General features: G+C 58.1%; 16 protein-coding genes and 4 pseudogenes. 10 read left to right on the forward strand and 10 right to left on the reverse strand.

The annotated features are described in order from the left end of the window. Window positions 1-278: 278 nt before the first annotated feature. Both SFA35_RS26860 and SFA35_RS25030 read right to left on the reverse strand, forming a co-directional pair. Window positions 279-641: pseudogene (locus SFA35_RS26860) on the reverse strand (PAS domain-containing protein); the annotation flags it as partial. A gap of 364 nt (window positions 642-1,005) precedes the next feature. Next, the gene (locus SFA35_RS25030) at window positions 1,006-1,248 is read right to left on the reverse strand and encodes a response regulator (protein ID WP_320579624.1); all 243 of its coding nucleotides are present in this window, start codon (window positions 1,246-1,248) and stop codon (window positions 1,006-1,008) included. Between the two features lie 385 nt (window positions 1,249-1,633). Between SFA35_RS25030 and SFA35_RS25035 the strand changes: the two genes are divergently transcribed. The 4 genes from SFA35_RS25035 (at window position 1,634) to SFA35_RS25050 (ending at window position 4,784) form a co-directional block, all read left to right on the forward strand. After that, the gene (locus SFA35_RS25035; RefSeq protein WP_320579473.1) at window positions 1,634-2,236 is read left to right on the forward strand and encodes a DNA-binding protein; all 603 of its coding nucleotides are present in this window, start codon (window positions 1,634-1,636) and stop codon (window positions 2,234-2,236) included. Then, the gene (locus SFA35_RS25040; RefSeq protein ID WP_320579475.1) at window positions 2,236-2,496 is read left to right on the forward strand and encodes a hypothetical protein; all 261 of its coding nucleotides are present in this window, start codon (window positions 2,236-2,238) and stop codon (window positions 2,494-2,496) included. The genes SFA35_RS25035 and SFA35_RS25040 overlap by 1 nt, the downstream gene beginning before the upstream one ends. A gap of 100 nt (window positions 2,497-2,596) precedes the next feature. After that, the gene (locus tag SFA35_RS25045; RefSeq protein ID WP_320579477.1) at window positions 2,597-2,992 is read left to right on the forward strand and encodes a hypothetical protein; all 396 of its coding nucleotides are present in this window, start codon (window positions 2,597-2,599) and stop codon (window positions 2,990-2,992) included. Window positions 2,993-3,143: 151 nt separating this feature from the next. Next, window positions 3,144-4,784, forward strand: a complete 1,641-nt coding sequence (locus SFA35_RS25050) for a methyl-accepting chemotaxis protein (protein ID WP_320579479.1) — start codon at window positions 3,144-3,146, stop codon at window positions 4,782-4,784. Between the two features lie 268 nt (window positions 4,785-5,052). On the opposite strand, the gene SFA35_RS25055 is transcribed toward SFA35_RS25050, so the two are convergent. Further along, window positions 5,053-7,176 carry a TonB-dependent siderophore receptor gene (locus SFA35_RS25055; protein ID WP_320579481.1) on the reverse strand — a complete coding sequence of 708 codons (2,124 nt, stop codon included), beginning with the start codon at window positions 7,174-7,176 and terminating at the stop codon, window positions 5,053-5,055. A 539-nt stretch (window positions 7,177-7,715) separates the two neighbouring features. Between SFA35_RS25055 and SFA35_RS26865 the strand changes: the two are divergent. From SFA35_RS26865 to SFA35_RS25080, 6 genes and pseudogenes are all read left to right on the forward strand, one after another. Further along, window positions 7,716-7,871: pseudogene (locus tag SFA35_RS26865) on the forward strand (hypothetical protein); the annotation flags it as partial. Between the two features lie 17 nt (window positions 7,872-7,888). After that, the gene (locus SFA35_RS25060) at window positions 7,889-8,479 is read left to right on the forward strand and encodes a hypothetical protein (protein ID WP_320579482.1); all 591 of its coding nucleotides are present in this window, start codon (window positions 7,889-7,891) and stop codon (window positions 8,477-8,479) included. 293 nt (window positions 8,480-8,772) lie between these two features. Next, window positions 8,773-9,117, forward strand: coding sequence for a hypothetical protein (locus tag SFA35_RS25065; RefSeq protein WP_320579484.1), 345 nt, complete (start codon window positions 8,773-8,775; stop codon window positions 9,115-9,117). A 485-nt stretch (window positions 9,118-9,602) separates the two neighbouring features. After that, window positions 9,603-10,064: a PA2169 family four-helix-bundle protein gene (locus SFA35_RS25070; RefSeq protein WP_320579487.1), complete on the forward strand. Its 462-nt coding sequence runs from the start codon at window positions 9,603-9,605 to the stop codon at window positions 10,062-10,064. Between the two features lie 175 nt (window positions 10,065-10,239). Then, window positions 10,240-10,476, forward strand: coding sequence for a hypothetical protein (locus SFA35_RS25075; protein WP_320579489.1), 237 nt, complete (start codon window positions 10,240-10,242; stop codon window positions 10,474-10,476). Between the two features lie 99 nt (window positions 10,477-10,575). Further along, window positions 10,576-10,821 carry a hypothetical protein gene (locus SFA35_RS25080; RefSeq protein ID WP_320579490.1) on the forward strand — a complete coding sequence of 82 codons (246 nt, stop codon included), beginning with the start codon at window positions 10,576-10,578 and terminating at the stop codon, window positions 10,819-10,821. Window positions 10,822-11,006: 185 nt separating this feature from the next. Here SFA35_RS25080 and SFA35_RS26870 read toward each other — a convergent pair whose 3' ends face one another. The 7 genes and pseudogenes from SFA35_RS26870 to SFA35_RS25110 form a co-directional block, all read right to left on the reverse strand. After that, on the reverse strand, window positions 11,007-11,201 hold the full coding sequence (locus tag SFA35_RS26870) for a hypothetical protein (protein ID WP_414058572.1): 195 nt from the start codon (window positions 11,199-11,201) through the stop codon (window positions 11,007-11,009). Window positions 11,202-11,599: 398 nt separating this feature from the next. Next, window positions 11,600-11,773: pseudogene (locus SFA35_RS25085) on the reverse strand (ATPase domain-containing protein); the annotation flags it as partial. 221 nt (window positions 11,774-11,994) lie between these two features. Then, window positions 11,995-12,342 carry a type II toxin-antitoxin system ChpB family toxin gene (locus tag SFA35_RS25090; protein ID WP_320579492.1) on the reverse strand — a complete coding sequence of 116 codons (348 nt, stop codon included), beginning with the start codon at window positions 12,340-12,342 and terminating at the stop codon, window positions 11,995-11,997. Next, window positions 12,339-12,593: an AbrB/MazE/SpoVT family DNA-binding domain-containing protein gene (locus SFA35_RS25095; RefSeq protein ID WP_110946373.1), complete on the reverse strand. Its 255-nt coding sequence runs from the start codon at window positions 12,591-12,593 to the stop codon at window positions 12,339-12,341. The genes SFA35_RS25090 and SFA35_RS25095 overlap by 4 nt, the downstream gene beginning before the upstream one ends. 75 nt (window positions 12,594-12,668) lie before the next feature. Then, a pseudogene (locus SFA35_RS25100) lies at window positions 12,669-13,345 on the reverse strand (tyrosine-type recombinase/integrase). A gap of 346 nt (window positions 13,346-13,691) precedes the next feature. Then, window positions 13,692-14,054 (reverse strand): histone-like nucleoid-structuring protein, MvaT/MvaU family, encoded by a 363-nt coding sequence (locus SFA35_RS25105; protein WP_320579497.1) that lies wholly within the window; start codon window positions 14,052-14,054, stop codon window positions 13,692-13,694. A 243-nt stretch (window positions 14,055-14,297) separates the two neighbouring features. Next, window positions 14,298-14,510 carry a hypothetical protein gene (locus SFA35_RS25110; protein WP_320579499.1) on the reverse strand — a complete coding sequence of 71 codons (213 nt, stop codon included), beginning with the start codon at window positions 14,508-14,510 and terminating at the stop codon, window positions 14,298-14,300. Between the last annotated feature and the right edge of the window lie 51 nt (window positions 14,511-14,561).

Here is a 14,561-nt window from a genome sequence, read left to right on the forward strand (position 1 = left end):
GTCTGCCAGAACGCCTCGTATCCGGCAGACTGCGCATCAGAGGGCAGGCAGAACATTCGATGATGCTGACCTTCGATCTGAGCCAGGGTGTAACCCATGCCATCCAGAAAGTTCTTGTTGGCTGTTAGCACCACCCCATCAAGGGTGAACTCGATCACGGCGGTGGATCGCATCAGCGCCCCCACGAGCGCCTCGTTCTCGCGGGAGGCTTCAATGGTTCGCGTCAGAACGCTTGAATACAGCACCACGCGCTCGAGAATCCCGCCATCGCCGTTGAACGGGATCACCATGACTCGCAGCCAGACGTGAGAACCCTGGCGACTGGTCAAGCGCAGCGTGCCGCTGTAGTGCGAGCCTTTGGCTATGGCATCCAGGGCGCGACGCTGATGGACGTCGCTGCTCAATTCATGAGGGCTCAGCTCGCGCAGTGGGCGACCCACCAGTTCCACCTGAGTGAACCCCAGCTCCTTTTCGAACAATGCGTTGGCTTGCACAATGACGCCGGCGGCATCGAGCGTCACAGCGACGGTTTGCTGGTCGAGCGTGGTCTTGACGTGTTCCAACGCCGCAAGCCGCTGCTCGAGTTGCTGGATTTTTTTCTTGAGACGGGAATTGAACATGGCGGGCGCTCGCATTGACATGACAAGTCATCGGCTGAAAAAGGATATTCATAAGGCCTAATCTGTAGATATCTACTAACCCAAAAAAGCTTCTAGGCGAAAATGATCGCTAGATAGAGTAGGATTGCCGCTGATGCCGAATTGACCCAGTGGCCAGTGCCAAGCTGACCCAGCATTAATCGGTAAATATCCAGCCATTGACAATGGCGTGCAGCATGGAGCCTGGGTCAGCAAAATTTCGAAAACTGGATCAATTCTGCAATGGCGTTGACACTATTGTGCACAACCGCATGCTGGATCGCGGCGTTGCGTTACTACCCAAGCCGTTTACTCTGCACGAATTAGCATTGAAAATCCGTCAGATCTTGGATCGGTAACGTGTCATTCAGGTGTGCGGGACGAGCAACTGGTACGTCTCGTTCAGCTGCGCGAGCGTGAAAGGTTTGGGCAACCAATACACCCGATCAATATGCAGCACGTCAGAATCGCTGTGATACCCCGAGGCCACGACGATCGGAGCCTTGGGAATTTTTTGGTGAACGCGTGCGACCAGATCGACGCCATCGATTTGACCCGGCATCTTCAGGTCTGTGGTCAGAAGTGTGACGGACTGGGACTGCGTCTGGATGTATTACCAAGCAGCATCCGCGCTGGAAGAAGCCTTCACACGGTAGCCTAACTCCTCCAAGACCTCGACCATCAGGTCAAGAATCTGCAGTTGGGGAGCCCGCAGAAAGCGGACTAAATCGTACGTTAGGCTATTGTTTGCGATCAGTTTTTTAAGCAAACCCACCATATCTTTCAGATACCTACGGTTTTAGGTGTGCCCGTTTGAAGTACACCTAAGACGTGCGTCAGACAGGTTACTCATCCGCGTCAGTGTAGGGCCGCTTTGTCCATTGTCTGACGCTTTGGCACTAGGTTCTATGGCCTCAATCTGACGGGGCGAAGGCTTAGCGTACGATTTTTTTCCGTTTTCTCAATTGACCCCTATTCCCCGAACCCGCGACCTGGTGCGCCATTACGCCGCGCAGCTGCTCGAAGCGGGCGGGGAGGTGTCAATCAGCGCGATCCGCGGGCGGATCCTGGACGACCATGGGGTGAACGCCTCGCCCAATGTGGTGGGGGACGAGGTCAAGCAGTTCTGGGCGCGCACCGGGCCCTTGCTCAGTGCCCGGCTCAAGCGCCCCGGCATCCCGGAGGCGGTGTGCCAGGCCTTGGACAGCGTGTGGGAGGTGGCGCTGAACGAGGCCACCGCGGCGTACGCGATCGAGCGCGCGGGGCATGTGCAGCAGGCGGACCAGGCCACGGCGCGCGCTGCGGCCGCACTGGAACGGGCGGAGCACGCCGAGGGACGGTTCGCCGATCAGGAACGGCAGATCGGGCTGCTGAGCGAGCAGGTGCAGCGGTTGAGCGCGCAGCTGGACAAGGCCCAGGCGCAGCACGAAGAAGTCCGCAGCGAGCTGCGCGAGGTGATGACGCAGCATCAGCAGCAGGCGCAGCGGCAGGCCACCGAGCTTGCGCGTCTGCAGACATCGCACGGGGCCGAGCAGGCGCGCTGCGCGCCGAGGTCAGCCGCCAGGCGGACATCTTTGAAGGCACCACGAACCATCTGATGATGGAGACCAGCCGGGTACGCGATGCGGCGAAGCTCGAGACCGAACGGCTGACCCGGGAACTGGCGCACAGCCGCGAGCTCGTCGACCAGCTGCGCGTGCAGCGCTCGAACGCCCGCGAGGAAAGCGCCGGGCTGCGGGCCCAGGCCGAGAGTGCGGGGCTGCAGCTGCGGCAGCTGAAAACGGCCTATGACGGGCTGGTGGCTCAACAGGTCGCAAGGAAGGTGGCGCGTAAGGGGCTTTTTTGCGCGGCGGGATGAGGCATCATCACGTCTTACCCGCAAGGCGGCTGACCCGGCTGTATCGGCAGGTCGCTTGGCCTACGTATTCATGGCAGTACTGACATCCTCCGAGACACGCATGACCGTTGAACTGACTGAAGAAGACATGCGCCAGGCGTTGTTCGGCGCCGCGCAGGCACCTGCGCCGCAGGTGACGATCCACGATCCGATGGCGCACATCCCCGACGTGGTGATTGTGCCGCCGGCAGTGGCCACAGCAGGTCGGAAAAAGAAACGTGGCGGGGCTTTTACGCTGCGGATGCGGGTAACCCTGCAGGTGGGCAACGTGTTTGAAGGGGCGACGCAGGCCTATGTGCATGAGGCCGATACGATCAGCAGGCTGCTGGCCGAGCAGGAAGCGGTCAAAGTGGCCAGGAAGAAATATCGCTACGTCGAGGTGGTGTCGGTCATGGCCATCGGTGAAGGTCGCCCAGGCAAGATCACCGACGGCCGTGACGGTCCGGTGTACTTTTGAGCTGATGCCTTTAGGTCAGGCCGATGGCAGTTGATCCACTACACTCATACCTTTTAGCGAGTATCGACTATTGATCCTGTCGACTTAAAGTTAACTCCCGCCCAGCCGATGGTCTGGAAGCTCTTTCCCCAAAAACTGCCGAGTATCGCCAATGTCCTCGCTGACCCATTTCAAACTGAAGTCCAAACTGCTGCTTGCCTTCGGTTTGTGCGCACTGATCACCGTCGCCGTCGCGGCGCTTGGCCAGTCCGGCATTGCCAAACTGTACGGGCAAACGCAGGACATCGTTAGTAATAACCTCGTTTCCATTCAAAAAACTGATCAGCTCAAGGCAAACGCCATTGCCACCAACCGTGACTTTTTCAAGACCATAGTGCTGACTGCCGCCCATGCCGGCGCAGATGATATCAATGCGGCTATCCAGTCCTATCGCGATAATCAATCCGAAGCTCAAACTGTGTTCAAGGCCTATCGGACCACGCCACTGGAACCGGATGAGCGAGCTGCTGGCGATGATTTTGAGCGTGACTGGCCTGCGTACATTTCGGCGATGGACTCAGGCTTTGCGGTACTCAAAAATGGTGATGTCGGGCAGGCAAGAATGATCGCCACCGACAGCGTGACGCCGGCGTACAAGAAGGTGGTTGGCGAAATCAAAATCATGACCGAGTCAAATGCTCGCCAGGCTAATGAAACCACCCAAGCTGCGGCGAGCACAAACGTCCAGGTCAGGTGGGTACTGATTATCGGTTGCCTGATTGCCATCGTGTGCGCCGTCGCACTCGGCATGATTGTAACGGCTATGATCACGAGGCCCATTTATAGATCGGTTGAAGGAGCGGGTAGAATTGCGAAGGGCGACCTGACCGGGCATATTGAAGTTCGAGGCACTGATGAAACGGGGCAGCTCCTGAAGTCGCTCTCCGACATGCAAAGCAACCTAAAAGGCACGGTGCAGCAGATCGCCAATGCGTCCGATCAATTGGCATCTGCAGCAGAAGAACTGACCGCCGTCACTGAAAACAGCACGCGTGGTCTGGTGACGCAAAACGATGAAATCCAGCAAGCGGCCACGGCAGTCAATGAGATGACGGCTGCTGTTGAAGAAGTGGCGCGCAATGCAGCCAGCACTTCGCAGATATCCAGCCAGACCGCTGAAGACGCTGCAAAAGGTCAGATACAGGTGAAACAGGCCGTGACCGCCATCAATACTGTGACCGTGGAAATCAATGACTCTACCCAGCGTGTGGAAGCTTTAGCTGGACAGATACATGACATTACTCAGGTTCTGGAGGTCATCCGCGGCATTGCTGAACAGACCAACCTGCTGGCCCTGAATGCTGCGATTGAGGCCGCAAGGGCCGGTGAGCAGGGCCGAGGTTTTGCTGTTGTGGCCGACGAAGTCCGAGCTCTGGCTCATCGCACCCAATCCTCAACGGGCGAAATAGAAGCCATGATCGCTCGAGTGCGTAACGGAGCCGACGAAGCGGTTCAGGCCATGGGTAAAAGCAGAACCCTCGTACAAAGCACCCAGTCGCTGGCTACTGAAGCTGGCCTGGCGCTGGAGCGAATCAGCGAAGGCGTCAACCAGATCAACGAGCGCAACCTGGTGATTGCCAGCGCGGCAGAGGAACAGGCTCAGGTAGCCCGTGAGGTAGACCGTAACCTGGTGAACATTCAGGACCTGTCTACACAGACGGCTGCAGGAGCCAACCAAACCAACGCCTCGAGTCACGAGTTATCGCGACTGGCTATCTCGTTCAATACGCTGGTTGGTCAATTCAAGCTTTAAAATCCAGGAATATCCGGCAAAACGTTTGTAAGTGTTGGCGCTGATGCCGAATTGACCTAATGACCAGTGCCGAGCTGACCCAGCAATAATCGGTAAATATCCAGCATCGATAATAGTGCGCAGGATGGAAGCCTGGGTCAGCAAGATTTTGGAAACTGGGTCCATTCTGCGGTGGCGTTAACAGCCCCGGAGCAGCTGGTGCAAAGCGGTGCGGCGGGACGCAGCCTTGCGACAGCTACTACAGGCCCAGGGCTACTCCGCTACCCCATCAATACTTCCAGGTAACCGAAGCCATCACATTGCGCGGGTCACCGTAGTTGCTCTGCGCATACCGCACGCTTTGCAGGTACTTGCGGTCGGTGACGTTGTTGAGGTTGACCTGGGCGCTCCAGTGGCTGTCGATGTCGTATTTGCCCATCAACCCCAGCAATGCGTAAGCGCCCTGGTTCGACGCTGGCAGATCGTCGGTTGCAATCTTGCTCTGCCAGGTCAGGTTGGCACCCACTTTGACTTTCGGCGCCATGGGCAGCTGGTAGGTCATAGACCCGTTCAGCTGGTGGCGAGGAATGAAGCGGCGGGCGCGGCTGTCGTCGGCGTCGGTGATGTACACGTAGGTATAGCCGCCGCTGACTTGGAGGCTGGGGGCCAACTCGCCGGAGGTTTCCAGTTCCAGACCGTCGCTTTTGTACGATAGGCCGTTGTACAGGTAGCCGCCCAGGCTGGCGTCGTAGCCGGCGTAGGTGGCGACGTTGTCCTGCTTGGTGTGGAACACGGCAGCGGAAACGTCGAGCTTGTCGTCCAGCAGGTGACCTTTTATGCCGGCTTCATAGCTTTTTCCCTGCAGCGGGTCGAGCACTTTGCCCTGCGAGTTGAGCGAGTATTGTGGATTGAAGATTTCGGTGTAGCTGGCGTACAGCGCATATTGCGGGGTCAGGTCGTAGACCACGCCGGCGTACGGGGTGACCTTGCCGTGAATGCGTACATCCCGCGCGGTGTCGTAGTTTTCGCCGTCGCTGTCGGCGTTGAGCATGCGCGCACCGGTGATCAGGTGCAGGTCGTCGGCCAGGCTCCAGCGGGCACCGGCGTAGAGGCTCTTCTGGCGGTCGGTGTAGTTGGAGGTAGCGGCGGCGCTGGCGATATTCCAGTCGGTGGTGCGCGGAATGCTCCCGCTCAGGGCGTCGTCCAGGGACACGGCGGTGTAGTCCGAGGACGTGCCGTACAAGGAGGTTTCCTGGTTGCGCGAGCGCGCCACGTTCGCGCCGAAGGTCAGCTGGTGCTCGCGGCCGCCCAGGGTAATGGGGCCACTGAAGGAAACGTCGCCGTCCACCTCGCGGTTCTTGTCCTTGTACTTGGAGGCAAGGCCGGTGTAGCCGGTGGCCAAGGTGGCATCGCTGTAGATATAGAACATCTCGGTGTCTTCGCGGTGCTCCATGCCGGTCAGGGTGACGGTAGACTTCCAGTCGTTAGCGAATTGATGCTGCCACTCGGCGAACGCGCGGGTAGTGTGCACGTCCCAGTACACCCAGGGCTGTGAGATGTTGCTGGACCGGCCGCTGTAATGAATGGATTTGCCGTTGCCGTCCACCAACGGCAGCGCGCCCCAACTAGAGCCGTTGGCATCGGTCTTCTGGTCTTCGTAGCCCACGGTGAGGATGTCGTTTTCGGTGAGGTCGAAGGCCAGGGTGCCGCTGAAGATGTTCTTTTCCCGGGAATATCGATCCAGGTAAGAATTGCCGGTTTCGTTGGCGTACACCAGGCGGCCACGCACGTTGCCGCTGTCGGTGAGCGGGCCGGACACGTCGATGTCAACGCGGCGCTTGTCCCACGAACCGCCGCCCACGGTCACCGAGGCCTGCGGGTCATAGGTGGGGCGTTTGCGCACGAAGTTGACTGTGGCGGACGGGTTACCGTTGCCGGTCATCAGCCCGTTGGCGCCGTGCAGGATGTCCACCTGCTCGTACAGCGCCATGTCATAGTCACCGACCAGCAGGCCGTTGGTGAGGGGCATGCCCATGCCGTCGTACTGGAAGTTGGTGATGTCGAAACCGCGGGCGGTGAAGTAGGTACGATCGGTCTCAACCTTCTGCACGTTGACGCCCGGGGTATTTGTTAGCACGTCGCGAATGCTGTTGAGCTTGAAGTCGTCCAATTGCTCGCGCTTCACCTCGGTAACGCCCTGCGGGGTCTGCTGGGCGGTGAGGTTGAGGCGCGTAGTGGTGCTGCTGGGTTTGCCTTGGTAACCCGCTGCCGGTGCTTCGTCCTGATCTACGGCGGTGGTGTTGATGCTGGTAGCAGGTAGGCTCAGGGTGTTGTCCTCAGCGTGAGCCTGGTTGAGGATGCTGAGGGTGATCAGCGAAAGAGCTGGCACGGTCAGTGGGAAAGGTTTACGCATGGACGACGAAAGCTCCTACAAATTTACAAGTGATATTGTTTCGCAAGCATGTCACCTATCACGAATAGCAATCAATATCATTTCAGGCCTTTCTAACGAATTTTTCACATTTTTGGTTTGAGGAGCATCGGAACTCAAAACCAGCGTACGCCCGAACCGCGATTCGCTTTTTCCATCTAGAGGTGTGATATAGCTACCTTCGGCTTATGAAACGAGCTTTCGGGGTGTTATTGCCTTCCGTGGTACCCGCTATAGCGGTTCTTAAAACGGTAGTTTTATCGAACTGTCCATACAGTGCGCGGGTTTTTGAGGGCATCCGCAGGGCTTGAGTACATTTTCTGTTCCAAAACGGCCCTTTTGACAAAGCAGCCCTGTCAACACGGGGCCCCGCCGCCAAAAACCGACCCGGCGGACCCACTCTTCGTCACCAAAAAAGGAAAAAAGGCTTGTGACCTTGATCTATCCCACCATGGGCACCCCGAGAACCCGCGACCTGGGTGCGCCATTACGCCGCGCAGCTGCTTGAAGCCGGTGGGGAGGTGTCGATCAGTGCGATCCGCGTGCGGATCCTGGAAGACCGTGGCGTGACGGCGTCGCCGACCGTGATAGCGGACGAGGTCAAGCAGCTCTGGGCGCGAACGGGGCCCTTGCTCAGTGCGCGGCTCAAGCGCCCCGGGATCCCGGAGGCGGTGTGCCAGGCCCTGGACAGCGTGTGGGAGGTGGCCTTGAACGAGGCCACCGCGCGTACGAGATCGAGCGCGCGGGGCATGTGCAACAGGCGGATCAGGCCACGGCGCGCGCCGCCGCCGCGCTGGAGCGGGCGGAGCAAGCCGAGGGGTGTTTCGCCGACCAGGAACGGCAGATCGCGCTGCTGAGCGAGCAGGTGCAGCGGTTGAGCGCGCAGCTGGACAAGGCCCAGGCGGAGCAAGATGAAGTCCGCAGCGAGCTGCGCGAGGTGATGACGCAGCATCAGCAGCAGGCGCAGCGGCAGACGCAGCGGCAGGCCACGGAGCTTGCGCGTCTGCAGACTTCGCACCAGGAGGAGATGGGGCGCTTTGCGCAGACCCACGCGGCCGAGCTCGCCCGCCTGCAGGCGGTGCACCAGGAGGAGAACGGCGCGCTGCGCGCCGAGGTCAGCCGCCAGGCGGCCATCTTTGAGAGCACCACGAACCATCTGATGATGGAGACCAGCCGGGTGCTCGATGCGGCGAAGCTCGAGACCGAACGGCTGACCCGGGAACTGGCGCACAGCCGCGAGCTCGTCGATCAGCTGCGCGTGCAGCGCTCGAACGCCTGCGAGTAAAGCGCCGGGCTGCGGGCCCAAGCTGAGAGTGCGGGGCTGCAGCTGCGGCAGCTGCAAATCGCGTATGACAAGCTGCAGGCGCAGCCGGTGGCGATCCGGGGGCCGAGCGGGGAGGGCGGACACGGTGAGGAGGACGGGGAAGATGGAGAATAGGGGGCTGTTCGGCGGCGGGCCGGAGGATGATTGAGCCATCGCCCCGGCGCCGGTCGATCCCGGTGCCCCCTGCCCGCCGCCGAGCGGACGACCGACTTTTATTGAATCACTGACATAACTGACATCACCCGAGACATGGCATGACCGTTGAACTTACTGAAGAAGATGAAGAAGACATGCGCCAGGCGTTGTTTGGGGCGTCGCACGCGCCTGCGCCGCAGGTGACGATCCACGATCCGATGGCGCACATCCCCGACGTGGTGATCGTGGCGTCGGTGCCGGCCCGGAAAAAGAAACCGAGCAAGGCCTTCACGCCGCGGATGCGGGTGACCCTGCAGGTGGGCAATGTGTTTGAAGGCGCGACGCAGGCCTATGTGCACGAGGCCGATACGATCAGCAGGCTGCTGGCCGAGCAGGAATCGGTTAAAGCGGCCCGGAAGAAATATCGCTACGTCGAGGTGGTGTCGGTCAAGGCTATCGGTTGAGGCCGACGGGCATTTCACTGGAGCATGGTGCTTCAGGCTTCAGGCATTCCTCAATTTGAAAAACAGTCACCCCCGGTCAACAGACATTCGTTAAGCTCTGGGTCGAAGAAAAAAATCTTCTGAAGGGCCGTTTTTCAGTCAGATAACCGCCGCTATCGCGACTTGCATTCGCAGGCTTGCCCCCCGGCGGGCACGATGTGGTCTTCCCAATTGCCTGAGCCTCGTCGCGCGGATCATGAGCCTCTCACCCACCTCAAGCCCGCTGGCGAATTCGCTCAATAAATTCAGTGCCCAAGAGTACCTACTGGTGATCTCTTGGGCCACGGTCGCGAGTTTCCTACTGGAGGGACTGGAGCGATGAACGGTTTGAAAATTTCCTTATCGCCACCCTGCCGCTTGTCCAGCAAACATAAAAGGTGAACTGTGGATGGGTGCCAGCGCCTAACAGCTAGGCCGTAACTAAACTCTGCACAGGAACCTGCAAAATGACCGACGTAGCCGAAGACACCATCAAGGTCCTGAACGACCTGATCGAAACCTGCAAGGACGGCGAGGAGGGTTTCAAGACCTGCGCCGAAGACATCAAGGTTGCCGAACTGAAGGCGCTGTTCGTTAAACGCGCCGCCGGCTGCGCCACCTCCGCTGCCGAGCTGCAGGGCCTGGTCCGCAGCCTGGGAGGCGACCCTGAGACCTCTACCAGCGTCAGCGCCGACCTGCATCGCCGCTGGGTCGACCTCAAGTCGCTGATCACCGGCAAGGATGAAGAGGCGGTCCTCAACGAGGCCGAGCGTGGCGAGGACGTGGCCAAGAAAAGCTATAGCAAAGCGCTGGAAAAAGACTTTCTCCCCGCCAATATCCGCGCCGTGATCGAAGAGCAGTACCAGGGCGTTCTGCGCAATCATGATCAGGTCAAGGCGCTGCGCGACCAGGCTCGCGCTCAGTCCTGATCCATCAGTTGCTGAAAAGGCCCGGCTCCTGCCGGGCTTTTTCGTTGTGGCCCAAGCGTCGGCTTGTTAACCATTTGGTACACGCCTGTCAGAAGTGGTGGCTCAAGGCCTTACGGCGGCTCATCAGTAGCGTGTCCTTGCCCCTTTCCAGGCTTTTCGCACCCAGGTATCTGATTTGCACGCAGCCAACCCGCCATCCGAGCTCGACACGCTGTTCGAGGAGATCGTCCAGCTGAAGCACCAGCTCTATCAGACTCACGCCTATAACCGCGGGGTACTCGACAGCGCGATCGAGTCTGCGGTGATCACCGCAGAGACCTCAGGTCGTGTCACTGACTGGTGCCAGGGCTGGGAAAAGTTGAATGTGCATCGAATTCATTGCGCGACTGGGCTTCTCGAAATCCTTGGCTAAAATCCAAGGTGACGAGGACTGCTGCGAGAAACTGAAAGCGTCACTTCGTCAACAGGCGTGTAATCCATAAACCGCCGTTCACCGATGTGAGGATTTCACATGCCCGATGTGCTCCAGGTGCTGCACAGCCTGAATCCTTCGATCACCCACGAGATGACCAAGGATGGTGATAAAATGGTTTTACGATTGATCGATGTGAACCTGAAAATAGAAGCACGACGAAGTATCGCAGCTCACGAGCTGAATAATCCACAGGTATTCAGGCTGATCGTCATGTATGCGCTTAACGAGCTACGAGCGAAGGGGTCACAGGTGCAATTGTCCGTGCTTCCTCATTGGGACTAGGTTGCACATCTGTCGTAGCATTGGGGACAAGCCTTTATCGGCTTCCAGTGCGGTTTACACCTGTTTTTGCTGGCACTTGCTCGGAAGCGCAAGCTAAACCCGCTATTCGCGAGAACGCACCGAGGTGGTATCGGTGACCTTAGCAGTGTCTAATCGCCGGGCGGATATCACCAATACAGTCTGAGCTACCTCATCGGTGCCAGTTGCTGACACGCGTTATGTAACTGATCGAGCGTGAAGGGCTTGGGCAACCAGTATACCTGATCCACATACAAAGAATCGGACTCGCTGTGATAACCCGAGGCGACGACGATAGGAATCTTAGGAAATTTCTCATGCACTCGATGAACCAACCCGACCCCTTCAATCTCGCCCGGCATTTTTAAATCAGTGATAAGCAGCCTCAAGTCGTGATTGCCGCTCTCGATGTGGTTCCAGCCGCATCAGCGCTTGCAAATGCCCTCACGCGGTAGCCATGCATTTCAAGGATATCGACCATAAGGTCAAGAATTTGTGGTCGTCCTCAACAAAAATGATCGATTCCATCGATATTCCTTGAAATTTTGGACTGAATGGAGCGGCCAGCCGGCTCCGCGATGGATGCTATTGATTCGCCGCTCGTAAAACCTTGGTTTGGAGTCATGGACGGTTCATTGGCCAGAAGCCTCGGCTTCAAGCCGGAGGTTTCGACGACCTGGCAAGCGATTAGGGAGAATGCCATCTGACGCGCTTGTACAAGGACGGCCTACTGGTAACAACGGTTTGTCGCCAATAGGGACAAGACAGGTTCCCCGGCAGCGACACCGGCCAACAAAAACTGAAGGCCCAATGTGGTCTTACCAGCTCCCGGTGTACCTTCCAAAAGGTAGAGCCGACTGCTGGGCAGTCCGCCCTTGAGGATCGAATCGAATCCGATGTTACCTGTCGACACCAAGGGGCGCGGTTGAGCCATCATGTACCTCAAGGGGGTAGCCGGAAAGGTTTTCCTTGATCAGTCGGCGGCCTGATCGGGGGCCAGGTCGACAGCCTCACCGCCGGCAACCAATGGCGTCACCCAGCGACCGAATGCCGGCTCGCCGTTGATATCGGAGACCTTCCACAGCTCGACAGAACCGTCTTCGAACTCTACCTGTCAGCCCATGATTTTCTTTTCGTTTGCCATGGTTCTTTTCCTTACTCAATCAGCACTTGAATGCGGGCTAGTACATCGTCCATCACCACCTCGGGGACCGCCTCTACGCGCTTGCCCCCACGAGCCTCAAGATCAACGGTGCGGAGTTGATTGCACAACACCACGCCTTGGGTCTCGGTGCCGGAACCGCTCAGTGGCACGGCAAAACCGGCATAGCGAGCAAAATCCCCGCCTTGGGTGATGGGCGCGATCAGGACCAAGCCCGACACGTTGAAGGCCGCAGGCGAAATGATCAGCGCAGGACGAAAATCGCCTTGCTGCTCACGGCCAGCGGTGGGATTCAGGTTCAGGCGCACAATATCGCCACGGTTGAATTTGGTCCGCTTCACGCTTCACGCCCAACGGCTGACATGGCATTCCACGCTGCCATGTCGGCAGGTTCCGGCGCGCTCAAGTCACACTGCGCCATCAGCTCGGCCAGCGCGTAATGCGGCTTGGCCTTCGCAGCCTTGAGGGTCATAACCTCGGCGGACACATCGAGTTTCAGCACATCGCCACTGACCAGATTCATTAGCTTAAGCACGGTTGCAGGCAGGCGAATCGCCGCGCTATTGCCCCACTGCTGCACTTTGACTTCCATAACAACCTCCTAAAAGGGATGCACATTGTAGATACTAAGCACGTTAGCCGCAAGCGTTTTGTATAAACATAGTATCTACAATGCTAGCTCAAAAGCACGCCGTATAGTGGCTTGATCCACTGACAGGTACGGCTTCGAATGGTCAAGATCGGAATGCCCAAGAATCATTTGCACCGTCTCAACGTCACCAGTCGCGGCCAGCACCTTTGCTGCAAGTGAGCGTCTGCCACTATGCGACGATCCCTGCTTGATACCGGCCTGCCGGTAGAGCCTGCTGATGTCTGCTGGAGCGAATCACAAGCCCTGTACACCTCCGGCCCGCTCTCCAGCTCGCGATGTTTGAACGCCAGTTCAAAGGCTTGGCCCTTGTGTGTGGTGACCAGCTTTGAACTTGGGCGCAGGCCTCGGTATTCGTCAGTGCCGGAAAGGCCCCAGCGGCGCCGTAAGCTAACCGCGATCCTGCCGTCCAGAGAGGCTAGGCATCGAGCGTGGGTCAGGTACACATTGCGCGGTCGGCAGCCCTTTGTTATGTCTGCGCGTAGATACACCTCGGGCTTGATGGCTCCGCTGGAGTACAGCACGTCTGCGATCTCCACCAAGGCCAGCTCGGTAACACGAATGCCGGTGGTGTGGGTCAGCCATAGCAAAAGCACGTCACGCTCAGGCATACGCCCGGTTATACCGGCAACGCGGATTAGGTGTTTGAGTTGACCAGGGCGAAGGGATGTTGCGCGGCGGACGGGTGTAGTCATAGGGCTCTCTATCAGGATTGGTGACGAATCGCGGACGATCCTGAGAGAGTTGGCAGCGGGCCTCCTGAATAGCTTACAGGCCCGCGTGCCGAGGTGTTCTAGGAAAATTTCACGGGCAGGGGCAGCTGGTACCGGCAGAGCCTTAGCGGACGCACGTATTCGAGCAAAAAAAACCCCGCAAGTGCGGGGCAGAAGGCACACATGACGGTAGCTGCCAGGGTGACAGCCTCAATTAGGGCTACACCACAGGGGCTAAAGTTCATTACTTCGGGTCTAGCACGAATGATCACCCAGTTTGAACCAGGTGCATGGGCACCTGGTTCCACATTGACGCCTTGAGTCCTCGTTACTGCAACCAGGTCTCGACTTCATCGGCACCATGCTCTGCTTTCCACTGTTTTAGAATCGAGTGATTGCCACCCTTGGTCTCTACGGTTTCACCGCTGTGCGGGTTCTTGTAGACCTTCACCTGGCGAGGCCGGCGCGTACGCTTGGGCTGCGGCTGCGGTGCACCTCGGTTCAAAGACTGAGGGTCGATCGCCGCAATGATGTTTTTGAGGCTGAAATTGTACTCAGCCAGCAAGTCGCGCAGCTTGGTTTCGAACTCAACCTCGCGCTTGAGACCTTCATCGTTCTTCATTTCTTCCAGCTGTGCCGTTTGGCGAGCCAGTTCTTGTTCCAGGTGGCGGAATTCAGCAAGACGAGACATGTAACACCTCAGATGATTGAAGCAAGTATTAGGACAATTTAAGAATTCGGACAAATCGTACACGAAGTTTGGTTGCAACCCACCAAAACTGGCTGATCACAGGTCGATGGGCGCGGCAAAGGCCTACCTATAGTCAGTAACACAAGCCGCAAATGGAGACGATCGCCCTAACGTTAGGTCTATTTGATAAGTCCAAATCTTCAGTACCTGGAAGCACCTATGCCAGCTCAGCCTTCCATTCCATCACCCTTCGACCATACCACTGGCTTGCCTGCTAGTTTGCCAGATACCGTTTACGCTTCCTGGGTTGCCGCCATCGTAGCCTTCCGTGACAGCCACACATTCGCCGCCAGTGAGCAGCATTACAACTTTTGCAATGGCTATCTCCTGGCCCTGGAAGACGCCCACATGATCGATGCGCGCCTGTGCCGTTTCATGCGTATCCAGTTGGAGCATGTCTGGGTGCAGAATCGTAGTACGTCTGCGGACCGGCGCAGGTAATACCTT

Source organism: Pseudomonas sp. HR96, from assembly GCF_034059295.1.
Classification (GTDB): domain Bacteria; phylum Pseudomonadota; class Gammaproteobacteria; order Pseudomonadales; family Pseudomonadaceae; genus Aquipseudomonas.